At 70.2% G+C, this 14,173-nt stretch carries 4 protein-coding genes, 1 tRNA gene and 1 pseudogene; 3 read left to right on the forward strand and 3 right to left on the reverse strand.

Going from position 1 to position 14,173, the window contains the following annotated elements:
- Window positions 1–200: 200 nt before the first annotated feature.
- Window positions 201–1,274 (forward strand): annotated as a pseudogene (locus ACYVKL_RS32275) (RNA polymerase sigma factor); the annotation flags it as partial.
- A gap of 103 nt (window positions 1,275–1,377) precedes the next feature.
- On the opposite strand, the gene ACYVKL_RS32280 reads toward ACYVKL_RS32275, so the two are convergent.
- Window positions 1,378–1,462 (reverse strand) — tRNA-Leu (locus tag ACYVKL_RS32280).
- Between the two features lie 389 nt (window positions 1,463–1,851).
- On the opposite strand from ACYVKL_RS32280, the gene ACYVKL_RS32285 reads away from it, so the two are divergent.
- On the forward strand, window positions 1,852–11,184 hold the full coding sequence (locus ACYVKL_RS32285) for a fatty acid synthase subunit beta domain-containing protein (RefSeq protein WP_379167512.1): 9,333 nt from the start codon (window positions 1,852–1,854) through the stop codon (window positions 11,182–11,184).
- A gap of 184 nt (window positions 11,185–11,368) precedes the next feature.
- Window positions 11,369–11,791, forward strand: a complete 423-nt coding sequence (gene acpS, locus ACYVKL_RS32290; protein WP_213557544.1) for a holo-ACP synthase AcpS — start codon at window positions 11,369–11,371, stop codon at window positions 11,789–11,791.
- A 46-nt stretch (window positions 11,792–11,837) separates the two neighbouring features.
- Here the strand turns inward: acpS and egtD are convergent, their stop codons facing one another.
- A complete protein-coding gene (gene egtD / locus ACYVKL_RS32295) occupies window positions 11,838–12,809 on the reverse strand; it encodes an L-histidine N(alpha)-methyltransferase (RefSeq protein WP_379167510.1) in 972 nt (323 codons plus the stop codon).
- Window positions 12,806–14,173 (reverse strand): ergothioneine biosynthesis protein EgtB, encoded by a 1,368-nt coding sequence (gene egtB, locus ACYVKL_RS32300; protein WP_379167508.1) that lies wholly within the window; start codon window positions 14,171–14,173, stop codon window positions 12,806–12,808. Before egtB ends, egtD begins: the two co-directional genes overlap by 4 nt.

The raw sequence follows: 14,173 nt of genomic DNA on the forward strand, positions 1-14,173 counted from the left end.
GCAGGAATCAGGAACGGTCATAATCTGAAACCAGCTACTGCCCGGTACACTGGCCAGTGGCTTCGGTGATAGCCGAGGGCATCCAAGGCCTCTCTGCGGATCTGACATCGTGGTGCCGCCCTGATCCCCGCGAGAGGGCGAATGTGGCAAGTTCCGCCGACGAAACGACCGACCAGCCTCCATCGGAGGTCGAACTGGACCCGGCAAGCGTCGAACCGGCTGTGCCGGAAGACGATTCAGCGTTCGACGAGACCGCCGACCCGGCGCAGCCGGGCGACGCTGGAGACGGTTCCGACTGGGACGACGAAGAGTCCCCGGCCCTGCGCAAGGCCCGCAAGGAAGCCGAGCTCACGGCCAGCGGGGACTCGACGCGCGCGTACCTGAAGCAGATCGGCCGGGTTCCGCTGCTGTCGGCCGAAGAAGAGGTGGATCTGGCGATCCGGATCGAGGTCGGCCTGTACGCGGTCGAGAAGCTACGGATCGAACTCGAATCGGAGGCCGGCGTCACCGCCGCCCGGCGCCGCGACCTGACCTGGGTGATCCAGGACGGCGCCCGGGCCAAGAACCATCTGCTCGAGGCGAATCTGCGCCTGGTGGTGTCGATCGCCAAGCGCTACACCGGGCGCGGAATGGGCTTCCTCGACCTGATCCAGGAAGGCAACCTGGGCCTGGTGCGCGCGGTCGAAAAGTTCGACTACCGCAAGGGATTCAAGTTCTCGACCTACGCCACCTGGTGGATCCGGCAGGCGATCAGCCGCGCCATGGCCGACCAGTCCCGCACCATCCGCCTCCCGGTGCACATGGTGGAGATCGTCAACAAGCTCGGCCGCGTGCAGCGGGAACTGCTGCAGGAGTTCGGCCGTGAGGCCACCCCCGAAGAGCTCGCCGAGCACCTGGACCTGACCCCCGCGAAGGTCATCGAGATCCGGCAGTACGCGCGCGAACCGATCTCCCTGGATCAGACCATCGGCGACGAGGGCGACAGCCAGCTCGGCGATTTCATCGAGGACACCGAGGCCGTCGTCGCGATCAACGCGGTGTCGTTCATGCTGCTGCAGCGCCAATTGGACGTGGTCCTCGACACCCTCAACCCGCGCGAAGCCGGCGTGATGCGCCTGCGCTACGGCCTGGGCGACGGCCAGCCCCGCACCCTCGACGACATCGGCAAGGTCTACGGCGTCACCCGCGAGCGAATCCGCCAGATCGAGGCGAAGACCATGTCCAAGCTGCGTCACCCCTCGCGCGCACAGGCCTTGCAGGGCTACCTCGACTGACCGCTTCGTCGGGATCGCTGGAATGTTGCGGGTGATCTGAAACGGGCTCCCGCAGAGACGAGTTCGGGGCGGGCCGCAGGTAGGCGGCCCGCCCCGTTGTCGATGGTGCGCGAGGCGGGACTTGAACCCGCACGTCCTAGGACACCAGAACCTAAATCTGGCGCGTATGCCAATTTCGCCACTCGCGCTAACGGTACGACCGTCCAAACTTTACCGGGTCCGGGAGGGATCGCGAAGTACTGGGCACGTGTTTCGTACTGGTCGGTAACCTCACCTGCGGTTATAACGATTTGATAAACGGCAAGGTGAGGGAGCCTCATATTTCCTACACCGACGTAACCGGGCTCACCAGGGGCTTCAAACATGAGGGAGAGTCATGTTTCGGATTATTCTGGTACGTCCGTACATAAATACTCGGCGGTAAACGCCTGGTGAGTGGCCAAACATGAGGAGATCCTCATGATTTTGTGCGATCCTCGGCGTCTACCAGGGCCTGCGGGCCGGAGGGATACCTGCGCACCGTGAGCGCGGTCCAGTCCTGTGGAGACGGGCCGCCAGGAGAAGGAAGTCGAACGTCTTGACGATCAACGAGAGCACCGGGACCGGATCGAAGTCCAGGGCGGCGGGGAAGTCACGGGAGAGCGGGATCAGGTCGTCACTGCTGGACCGGTTGCTGGGGGGCGCGCCGTACGCGCTCGCCTTCGGCGGCCAGGGCGCGCAGTGGCTCACCGAGCTCGAGGAGATCGGGCGCGACTCCGCGCTCGAGCCCGAGCTGACCGTGCTGGTCAACGAGGCCGCCGCGGCGCTGGAACCGATTGCGGCGCAGCTGCTCGTGGTCCGGCCGGTCGGCTTCGACCCCGTCGCGTGGATGCTGGAAGAAGAGATTGCCGACCCGGAGCAGGGGGAGGTCTCGGGAGCGCCGTCAGCGCAGGTGTTGCGCTCCGCCGCCGTCTCCATGCCGGGTGTGTTCCTGACCCAGATCGCCGCGCTGCGCGCGCTGCGCCTGCAGGGCCTCGACATCGTCGCGCAGGCGCCCGCCGCCGTCATCGGCCACTCGCAGGGCCGCCTGGCCGCCACCGCCGCCGAGGCCCACGGACAGCGTGACGCCGAACTGCTGGCCATCGCCCAGTTGATCGGCGCCGCAGCCGGACTGGTCGCCCGCCGCCGCGGCCTGCTGCCGATCGGCGAGAAGTCCCCGATGGTCGCCGTCTCCAATGTCGACCCCGAAGCCCTGAAAGCCGTTGTCGTCGAGGCCATGGCCGGTGTCCCGCTGGAGAAGGCCGCCGTGCTGTCCATCCGCAACGGCCGCCGCCGCGCCGTGCTCAGCGGCCCGGTCGCCCAGCTGGACCGGGTCCGCCAGCGCGCCGCCGAGATCAATGCCGAGCAGGCCGCCGAACGCGACGCCAAGAAGCGTGGCGGCGCGGTCTTCGCCCCCGTCTTCGAGGACATCCCGGTCGAGGTGGCCTTCCACCACCCGGCGCTCGCCGAGACCGTCGACCTGGTCAAGGGCTGGGCCCAGCAGTGCGGCCTGGACGCCGACCTGGCCGCCACCCTCACTCAGGAAGTCCTGGTCGACCCGATCGACTGGGTCGCCATCGTCGACGACACCGTCGCCAAGGGCGCGGAGTGGATCCTGGACCTCGGTCCCGGCGACCTGTTGACCCGCCTGACCGCCGGCTCGCTCAAGGGCACCGGCGTCGGCGTGCTCGCCGCCTCCACCCGCCCGGGCCAGCGCAGCCTGTTCACCCCCGGCGCGGCCCCCGAGGTCGCCTCCGCCTGGACCGAATTCGCGCCCAAGCCGATCCGCCTGCCCAACGGCCGCGTCGTGGTGGAGACCTCCTTCACCCGCCTCACCGGCCGTTCGCCGATCCTGCTGGCGGGCATGACCCCCACCACGGTCGACGCGAAAATCGTTGCGGCCGCGGCCAATGCCGGCCACTGGGCCGAGCTGGCCGGTGGCGGTCAGGTCACCGAGCAGATCTTCGCCGACCGCGTCGAGGAGCTCAAGACGCTGCTGCAGCCCGGTCGCGCGGTGCAGTTCAACTCGCTGTTCCTGGACCCGTACCTGTGGAAGCTGCAGCTGGGCGGCAAGCGCATCGTGCAGAAGGCCCGCACCGCGGGCGCGCCCCTGGACGGCGTCATCGTCACCGCCGGCATCCCGGAACTCGAAGAGGCCGTGGGCCTGATCGAGGAACTGTCCGAGGTCGGCATCACCCACGTGGCGTTCAAGCCCGGCACCGTCGCGCAGATCCGCGCCGTGCTGCGCATCGCCGACGCGGTCCCCGGCTACCCGGTCATCATGCACATCGAGGGCGGCAAGGCCGGCGGTCACCACTCCTGGGAAGACCTCGACGACCTGCTGCTCGAGACCTACGCCGAGCTGCGTGGCCGCGACAACGTGATCGTCTGCGTCGGCGGCGGCATCGGCACCCCCGAGCGCGCCACCGAATACCTCACCGGCGCTTGGGCACAGGTGCACGGCTACCCGGCCATGCCGCTCGACGGCGTCCTGGTCGGCACCGCCGCCATGGCGACGCTCGAGGCCACCACCGCCCCCGAGGTCAAGCAGCTGCTCGTCGACACCCCCGGCACCCCCGACTGGGTCGGCGCGGGCACCGCGGTCGGCGGCATGGCTTCCGGCCGTAGCCAATTGGGCGCGGACATCCACGAGATCGACAACGCCGCCTCGCGCACCGGCCGCCTGCTCGACGAGGTCGCCGGTGACGCCGACGCCGTCGCCGCGCGCCGCGCCGAGATCATCGAGGCGCTCGACGGCACCGCCAAGCCGTACTTCGGCGACGTCGCCACCATGACCTACCTGGAGTGGCTGGAACGCTACGTCGAGCTCGCGGTCGGCCTGGACCGCCGCAAGGACTTCGACTGCGGCGGCGACTTCGCCGACGCCATCGCCGACGCCACCCGCTCGGTGTGGCTGGACGTCACCTGGCGCGACCGGTTCGCGGAGATGGTGCGCCGCACCGAATCCCGTCTCAACCCGGCCGACCGCGGCGAGATCGCCACCCTGTTCGCCGACGACTCCGCCTTCGAGACCCCGGTGCAGGCCATCTGCACCCTGAAGGCCGAATACCCGGCCGCCGCCGACACCGTGCTGCACCCGGCCGATGTGCCGTTCTTCGTGTCGCTGTGCAAGATCCCCGGCAAGCCGGTCAACTTCGTCCCGGTCGTCGACCAGGACGTGCGCCGCTGGTGGCGTTCGGATTCGCTGTGGCAGGCCCACGATCCGCGCTACACCGCCGACCAGGTCTGCGTCATCCCCGGCACCGTCGCCGTCGCGGGCATCACCCGCGTGGACGAGCCGGTCGGTGAACTCCTCGACCGCTTCGAGCAGGACACCGCGTTCGCCCTGGTGCGCGCGGGCGTCGTCCCGGCCGCCGTGGACGGCCGCCGCCGCACCGAGGTCGCGGGCGGGCTGCTCGACATCGTGCTGGCCGCACCGGATGTGCAGTGGGCCGGCCGCACCACCGTCAACCCGGTCCACCGCCTCGGCGACGTGGACGAGTGGATCATGAACGGCAAGGGCGCCAAGCACCCGCGCACCGGCGCCACCCTGTCCGCCACCGACGGCCCCGACAACGATTCCGCCTACGTGGAATTGGCCGTCCCGCTGCTGGGCAAGGACGCCGTCCGTATCCGCATGACCATCCCGGTCTCGGTGTACAACGGTGGCGCGCCGGTCATCACCGAGGACGACGCCGAGGCCGCCATGTCGGCGCTGCTCGCGGTCGCCGCGGGCCAGTCGCTGCCCGAGGTCAAGACCGTCGACGGCGTGCAGGTCGCGCACGTCAACCTGGCCTGGAGCCCGGATCTGATCGCCGACCACGCCGGTGTCACCGGCTCGGGTCTGCCCGACCACCTGTCCACCCTCGGCCGCACCGCCCCCGACGTGCTCGTGGGCGCTTGCTGGCCCGCCGTTTTCGCGGTCCTGGGCGCCACCCGCACCGCGGACGCGCAGAGCGTCATCGAGGGCATGCTGGACCTGGTGCACCTCGATCACCAGATCGAGCTGCTGGGTGCGCTGCCCGACACCCACGCGGTGCTCGCGGTCCGCGCCGAGTCGGCCGAGGTGCTCGACACCGACCTGGGTCGCGTCGTCGAGGTCAAGGTCACCGTCGGCGTCATGCGCGACCACGGCCTGGAGACCCCGGCCGTCGCGAAGCTGGTGGAGCGCTTCGCCATTCGCGGCCGCACCGGTCAGGCCGAACTGTCCGACCCGCCGCGCGCCGCCGGCTCGCTGTCGGACGACGCCACCGACACCCCGCGTCGCCGCCGCCGCGACGTGGCCCTGGTCGCCCCGCGCGCCATGGGCGCCTTCGCGCAGGTGTCGGGTGATTTCAACCCGATCCACACCTCCGAGAACGCCGCGAAGCTGGCCGGTCTGGGCAGCCCGATCGTGCACGGCATGTGGCTCTCGGCCGCCGCCCAGCACGCGGTCTCGGCCATCGACCTGGGCGACAAGGTGCCGCCGCGCACCATCACCGCCTGGACCACCCGCTTCCTGGGCATGGTCCGGCTCGGCGCGCAGATCGACGTGCGCGTGGAACGCGTTGCGGTGGACCACGGTTCGGAGATCGTCGAGGTCTCCTGCCGCATCGACGGCAACCTGGTGATGACCGCCACCGGCCGCATCGCGCCGCCGAAGACGGTCTACGCCTTCCCGGGACAGGGCATTCAGGCCAAGGGGATGGGCCTGGACGCACGCACCCGATCCAAGGCCGCCAAGGAGATCTGGGACCGCGCCGACAAGCACACCCGCGAGGCCCTGGGCTTCTCGATTCTGGCTGTGGTGCGCGACAACCCGACCTACCTCAAGGCGCGCGGCGTCGAATACCGCCACCCGCAGGGTGTGCTGCACCTGACCCAGTTCACCCAGGTGGCCATGGCCACCCTCGGCGTGGCCCAGGTCGCGGAGCTGCGCGAGGCGGGCGCCTTCATCGAGGGCGCGATGCTGGCCGGCCACTCCGTCGGTGAGTACAACGCCCTCGCCGCCGCGGCGGGCGTGCTGCCGCTGAACGCGGTGCTGGAGGTCGTGTTCCAGCGTGGTTCGGCCATGCACGAGCTGGTGCCCCGGGATGCCCAGGGCCGCAGCGACTACCGCATGGCCGCCATCCGTCCCTCGCAGATCGGCATCGCCGACGACGAGGTCATCGGCTGGGTCAAGGGCCTCGGCGAGCAGGCCGGAGAGTTCCTCGAGGTCGTGAACCTGAACCTGCGGGGCGCGCAGTACGCCATCGCGGGCACGGTGAAGGGCATGGAGGCGCTCGAGGACGAGATCGAGCGGCTGCGGGCCGAGACCGGTGGCAAGCGCGCGTTCGTGCTCATCCCGGGCATCGACGTGCCGTTCCACTCCACCGTGCTGCGCGCCGGCGTGCCGGAGTTCCGCACCAAGCTGCTGGATCTGCTGCCCGCGGACCTGCAGCCGGAACTGCTGATCGGCCGCTACATTCCGAACCTGGTGCCCAAGCCGTTCAACCTGGAGCGCGAATTCGTCCAGGAGATCGCGGATCTGGTGCCGTCCGAGCCGCTGGCCGAGGTGCTGGCCAACTGGGACGAGTGGACCGCCAACACGGTCGAGCTGTGCCGCGTGGTCCTGGTCGAGCTGCTGGCCTGGCAGTTCGCCAGCCCGGTGCGCTGGATCGAGACCCAGGACCTGCTGTTCACCGATGTCGAGCACGGTGGCGTGGGTGTGGAGCGGTTCGTCGAGATCGGTTTGGCCGCAACGCCGACCGTCGCGAACCTGGCCTCCAACACGCTGAAGCTGCCGCAGTTCGGCAACGCCGTGGTCGAGGTCGTCAACATCGAGCGCGAGCGCGGCGTCGTCTACTCGACCGACACCGACCCCGCGCCGGTGGAGGAGCCGGAGGAGACCCCGGCCGAGACCGCTTCCGCCGCACCGGCGCCCGCCGCCGCTGCCGCCCCGGCCCCCGTGGCCGTGCCGACCGGCGGCCCGACCCCGGACGACATCGCGTTCTCCGCGGCCGACGCCACCCGCGTGCTGATCGCGCTCTGGACCAAGCTGCGCATGGACCAGATCGGACCGGTCGACACCATCGAGGGCCTGTGCGACGGCGTGTCCTCGCGTCGCAACCAGCTGCTCGTCGACCTCGGCGCGGAGCTCTCGCTCGGCGCCATCGACGGCGCGGCCGACGCCGATATGGGCGCGCTGTCCAACACCGTCGACCGTCTGGCCCGCACCTACAAGCCGTTCGGTTCGGTGCTTTCCGATTCCGTCGGCGACCACCTGCGCAAGGTGTTCGGCCCCTCAGGCAAGCGTCCGGCGGCCATCGCCGATCGCGTCAAGAAGACCTGGGGTCTGGGCGACGGCTGGGCCAGCCACGTCACCGCCGAGGTTTCCCTCGGCACCCGTGAGGGCCAGTCGGTGCGCGGTGGCGACCTGGGTGGCCTGGTCTCGGGCGGGCTGTCCGACGCCGCGTCCGTGGACGCCGCCATCGACGCCGCCGTGCAGTCCGTGGCCGCGCGCCGCGGAGTCGCGGTCTCCATGCCGTCCGCGGGTGGTGGCGCCGGCGGCGCCACCGTCGACGCGGCCGCGCTGGGCGAGTTCACCGAGCAGATCACCGGCCGCGACGGCGTGCTGGCGCAGGCCGCCCGGGTGATCCTGGAGTCCCTCGGCCACGCCGAGCAGGCGTCCGCGCCGGAGGTCACCACCGACACCCTGGTGGATCTGGTCTCGGCCGAACTGGGTTCGGACTGGCCGCGCCTGGTCGCGCCCGCCTTCGACGCCAAGAAGGCCGTGCTCATCGACGACCGGTGGGCCTCGGCCCGTGAGGATCTCGCCCGCCTGTGGTTCGGCAACGACGGCTCGCTGCCTGCCGAGCCCGCGGTGGACGGCTACTACGGCGCCGGTGAAGCCGTTGCGGCGCAGGCCACCTGGTGGCGCAACCGTGCCATGAAGGAAGCCCGCTCGGTGCTGGCGGGCGTCTACGGCGCCATCGCCGAGGCCGCGATCGGCTCCGACGAGCCGGGCGTCTGGTCCTCCGACATCGCCGTGATCACCGGCGCCAGCAAGGGTTCCATCGCGGCGGCGGCCACCGGTCGGCTGCTCGCGGGTGGCGCGACCGTCGTGGTCACCACCTCCAAGCTGGACGACGACCGCCTGAGCTTCTACAAGCAGCTCTACCGCGACAACGCCCGCAAGGGCGCCGCGCTGTGGGTGGTGCCGGCGAACATGGCCTCCTACAGCGACATCGACGCGCTGATCGACTGGGTCGGCAACGAGCAGGTCGACAATGCCGGTGGCGCGAAGATCCTCGTCAAGGAGGCGATGACCCCCACCCTGCTGCTGCCCTTCGCCGCGCCCCGGGTGGCCGGTGACCTCTCCGACGCCGGCGCCCGCGCCGAAATGGAGATGCGGGTGCTGCTGTGGTCGGTCGAGCGGCTGATCGGCGGCCTGTCCGCGATCGGCGCCGACCACGACGTGGACGCGAAACTGCATGTGGTGCTGCCGGGTTCGCCCAACCGCGGCATGTTCGGCGGGGACGGCGCCTACGGCGAGTCCAAGGCCGCCCTGGACGCCATCGTCGCCAAGTGGCGCGCGGAGACGTCCTGGTCGGAGCGGGTCACCCTGGTGCACGCGCTGATCGGCTGGGTGCGCGGCACCGGTCTGATGGGCGGCAACGACCCGCTGGTCGAGGCCGTCGAGAAGGCCGGCGTGCACACCTGGTCCACGCTGCAGATGGCCGACGAGCTGCTCAAGTGGTGCACCTCGCGGGCCCGTGTGGTGACCGCGGCCGGACCGCAGCAGATCGACCTCACCGGTGGTCTGGCCGGGGCCAAGCTGGACCTGCCCGCCCTCGCCAAGGAGGCGCGCGAGCAGGCCGAGGCCGCGGCAGCGGAGTCGGAAGACGCTGACGGCGTGACCATTTCGGCCCTGCCGGCCCCGCCGACCCTGAGCTCCAAGCTGCCCACCCCCGAATGGGGTTCGGTCACCGCCGATCTCGACGACATGGTCGTCATCGTTGGCGCCGGCGAGCTCGGCCCCTACGGTTCCGCGCGCACCCGTTTCGAGATGGAGGTCTCCGACCAGCTCTCCGCCGCGGGCGTGCTGGAGCTGGCGTGGACTACCGGTTTGGTGACGTGGGAGAACGACCCCAAGCCGGGCTGGTACGACACCGAATCCGGTGACTACGTCGAGGAATCCGAGCTGGCCGACCGCTACCACGACACCGTGGTGGAGCGCTGCGGCGTGCGCCGCTACGGCGACGACGGGGCCATGATCGAGAACGCGGCGCCGCTGCTCACCTCGGTGTTCCTGGACAAGGACCTGTCCTTCGTGGTCAACAGCGAAGCCGAGGCGCGCGCCTTCTTCGCCGCCAACCCGGAGCAGACCGTCGTCACCCCGGTGGCCGGTACCGGCGACTGGCAGGTGACTCGCAAGGCGGGCACCGAGATTCGCGTGCCCCGCAAGGCCAAGCTGACCCGCACCGTCGGCGGCCAGATCCCCACCGGCTGGGACCCCACCAAGTGGGGCATCTCCGCCGACATGGTGAGCTCGGTCGACCGGGTGGCGCTGTGGAACATCGTCTGCACCGTGGACGCGTTCCTGAGCTCCGGCTTCAGCCCCGCCGAACTGATGAGCTGGGTGCACCCGGCGATGGTGGCCAACACCCAGGGCACCGGTATGGGCGGCATGTCGTCGATGCGCTCGCTCTACATCGACAACCTGCTCGGTGAGCCGCACGCCAACGACATCCTGCAGGAGGCGCTGCCCAACGTCGCGCTGGCGCACGTGGTGCAGAGCTACGTCGGCTCCTACGGCGGCATGATCCACCCGGTCGCGGCCTGCGCGACCGCGGCGGTCTCCGTCGAGGAGGGCGTGGACAAGATCAAGCTGGGCAAGGCCGACCTGGTGGTGGCCGGCGGCTACGACGACCTCGGCATCGAGGGCATCGTGGGCTTCGGCAACATGTCCGCCACCGCGGACTCGGCGGCCATGTCCGCCAAGGGCATCAGCGACCGCTACTTCTCCCGCGCCAACGACCGCCGCCGCGGCGGCTTCGTCGAATCGCAGGGTGGCGGAACGGTGTTGCTGGCCCGCGGCTCGGTGGCGCTCGAGATGGGTCTGCCGGTGCTCGGTGTGGTCGCGTTCGCGCAGTCCTTCGCCGACGGCGTGCACACCTCGATCCCGGCTCCGGGCCTGGGCGCCCTGGGCGCGGGTCGTGGCGGGCCGGAGTCCAAGCTGGCCAAGGAGCTCGCCAAGCTCGGCGTCAGCCCGGACGAGATCGCGGTCGTCTCCAAGCACGACACCTCCACCGCCGCGAACGATCCCAACGAGTCCGAGCTGCACGAGCGCCTGGCCGCGGCGATCGGTCGCTCGGAAGGCGCTCCGCTGTTCGTGGTTTCGCAGAAGACCCTCACCGGTCACGCGAAGGGCGGCGCGGCGGCGTTCCAGATGATCGGCTTGTGCCAGGTGCTCGAGCAGGGCGTCATCCCGCCCAACCGCAGCCTCGACTGCGTGGACGAGAAGATGGCCCAGTACCCGCACCTGGTGTGGCTGCGCGAGGCGCTGACCGTGGGCGATCGCTTCCCGCTCAAGGCCGGTCTGGTCACCTCGCTCGGCTTCGGGCATGTGTCCGGCCTGGTCGCCATCGTGCACCCGCAGGCCTTCGTGGAGGCCATCGCGGACGCCGAGGCGCGAGAGTCGTACCAGCGCAAGGCGCAGGAGCGGCAGCTGGCGGGCCGGCAGCGGTTCGCCGAGGCCATGTGCGGCGGCGCTCCGATGTACGAGCGGCCCGCCGACCGTCGCCTCGGCGGCGACGGCACCCCCGCCAAGCAGTCGCGTCAGCTCGAGGCCGACATGCTGCTGTCGCAGCAGGCACGCCTGGGCTCGGACGCCGTCTATGTGGCGGTACCGAAGGGACCGGCCTGCCGGTAGGTAGCTCACGGCAGGTCTGACACGGCGGGTTCGTGTCCTGTGCTCCGCGCGAGCGCAGGACACGGGCCCGCCGTTCCATGTCGGTGATCCGGCAGAAACCCGCGGACCCTACGGTGCCGTAGGTGCGCTGGTATGTTCGCAGCCAATTCAATTGCATCAACGAGGAATCTAGGAGTCCCGCACTGTGACGATCCTGGGTATCGGTCTGGACTTGGTCACCATCTCCGAGTTCGCCGAGCAAATGGAACGCACCGGAACCACCATGCTCCGGGAGAGTTTCACCGCTGGGGAACGGCGCTATTGCCAAAGCAAAGGCACCGATCCGGCCCGCAGCTTCGCCACCCGCTGGGCCGCCAAGGAGGCGGTGATCAAGGCGTGGGCGTCGTCCCGCTTCGCCCGCAGCCCGCAGATCGGCGACAACCCGTATCCGCTGATCGAGGTCGTCAACGACGCCTGGGGCCGGCCCAGCATCAAATTGCACGGTCTGGCAGCGGAATTCCTGCCCCGGGTGCGAGTTCACCTGTCGCTCACCCACGACGGCGACACCGCCGCCGCGATGGTGGTACTCGAGGACCCGGGCGAACTCGCCGATCTGATCCGCGACTGACGCCCGCCGCGAGCAAATTCGCGAACCGGGCGGCAGCGGCCGGGCGTCAGTGCCGTTCGGCCAGGAACAGGGCGTATCGCGAGTCCGGATCCATCCAGGTCCGGGCGGTATCGAAGCCCGCGGCGGACAATTCGCGCCGCAGACCCGGCAGCCGGAACTTGGCCGAGATCTCGGTCCGGAGCTGTTCGTCGCGGTCGAATCGGACGGTCAGGTCGAGGTCGCGAATGGTGATGACGGTGTCGCGGAGGGCCTGCAGGCGCATCTCGATCCACTCGTTGGCCGGATCCCACAGCGCGACATGGGCGAACTCGGCCGGATCGAAATCCGCGCCCAGTCGATAGTTCAGGACCCGCAGCATGTTCCGGTTGAACTCGGCGGTGACCCCGGCGGCGTCGTCGTAGGCCGGGACCAGGATGTCCGGCGCGACCACCAGGCCCACGCCGAGCAGCAGGTGTTCGCCGGGATCGAGCAGGTCGCGCAGGTCGCGCAGGAACTCGGCGCGTTCGGCGGGCAGCAGATTGCCCAGCGTCCCGCCGAGGAACGCGACCAGGCGGCGGCCGCCGCTCGGCAGGTTGTGCAGGGTGTCGGTGAAGTCGCTGACCACCCCGTGCACCGCCAGGTGCGGGAACTCACCCGCGATCTGGCGCGCGGAATCGAGCAGTGCCGAGGACGAGACATCCTGGGGTACATAGGATTTCAACAGTCCCTCGCCGGTGAGCGCGGTCAGCAGCAGCCGGGTCTTGGCCGCCGAACCCGCACCGAGCTCCACCAGGACCTGGGCTCGGGCCAGGCGCGCGATCTCGTCGGCGGCCTGCTCCAGCAGCGCCCACTCGGTCCGGGTGGGAAAGTACTCGGGCAGCTCGGTGATGGCTTCGAACAGTTCGCTGCCGCAGGCGTCGTAGAACCATTTGGGCGGCAGCCATTTCGGCTCGGCGGTCAGTCCGCGCCGGACGTCGGCGCGCAGGGCGTCGGTGAGGTCGGCATCGGTCAGGTGGACGTCCAGGCGTGGCGTGGTCATGAATCGGCCCTTTCGAGTTCGTGGGGAGACAGGTCGCGGGCCAAACGGAACCCCGCGAAGATCTGGCGGCGGATGGGGTGATCCCAGTTGCGGAAGGTGGCGCGGCAGGCGACCTCGTCGGTGCCGAACGATCCGCCGCGCAGCACCTTGTAGTCGCCACCGAAGAACACCTGCGAGTACTCCCGGTAGGGGAAGGCGTGAAAACCGGGGTACGGGGTGAAATCGGAAGCGGTCCATTCCCAGACGTCACCGATCAGCTGGTGGATGCCGGTCGGGGTGGCGCCGGCCGGGTACGCGCCGACCCCGGCCGGTTCCAGGTGCCGCTGGCCCAGATTGGCCGTGGCGGCGGTGGGCTCCGACTCGCCCCACGGGTAGCGGCGCGAGCCCCCGGTGACCGCGTCGAAGCAGGCGGCCTTCTCCCATTCGGGCTCGGTCGGTAACCGCTTGCCCGCCCAGGTCGCGTACGCCTGCGCCTCGAACCAGCACACGTGCATCACCGGCTGCTGTGGGTCGATGGGCGCGCGAAGACCGAATGCCCATCGCCACCAGGTACTTCCGTGGCACTCCCAGAACTGTGGCGCGCTCAGCCCCGCCTCGGTGCGGTGCGCCCAGCCGCGCGCGGACCACAGCTCCGGCCGCTCGTACCCGCCGTCGGCGATGAACCGCTCGTACTGCGCGTTGGTGACCGGTGCGGCGTCGATCGCGAACGCGGGCAGGTGGACCCGGTGCGCGGGCCGTTCGTTGTCCAGCGCCCACGGATCGGTCGAGGTGCCCATGGTGAATTCCCCGGCGGGAATGGTGATCTCCCCGGAGACCGGTACCCGCGCGGCCGGCGCCGGCGGGGCGCTGAGCGCGGGTGCGCCGACGCGCAGCTGATGGGTGGCGAGCATGGTCTCGTCGTGCTGCTGCTCGTGCTGTGCGACCATCCCGAACACGAAGCCGTGCTCGGCGAGCCGGGTTCCACGTAAAGGGTGTTCCGCCAGCACATCCCAGGTCTTGCGCCGCACTGTGGCGACATACGCGTGGGCTCGGGCGGGGTCGAGGAGCGGCAGCGCCGGCCGGTCGGCGCGCGCGTGCCGGAACGCGTTGTACAGATGGTCGAGGTCCGGCCGCACCGGCTCGTGCCCGCCGGCATCACGGACCAGCCACAGCTCCTCCTGATTGCCGATGTGCGCGAGGTCCCAGACCAGCGGGCTCATCAGCGGCGAATGCTGCGCCACCAGGTCGGATTCGGGGACCGCGGTGGTGAGCGCGGCCGTCCGCTCGCGCGCCCGCTCGAGTACGCCGGCGATCCGTTCCCGCAGTCGTTCGGATTCAGAACGGTCTGTTCCGGGCGGTCCGGCGACATCCACGTCAACACTCAT

Source organism: Nocardia tengchongensis (genome assembly GCF_054781395.1).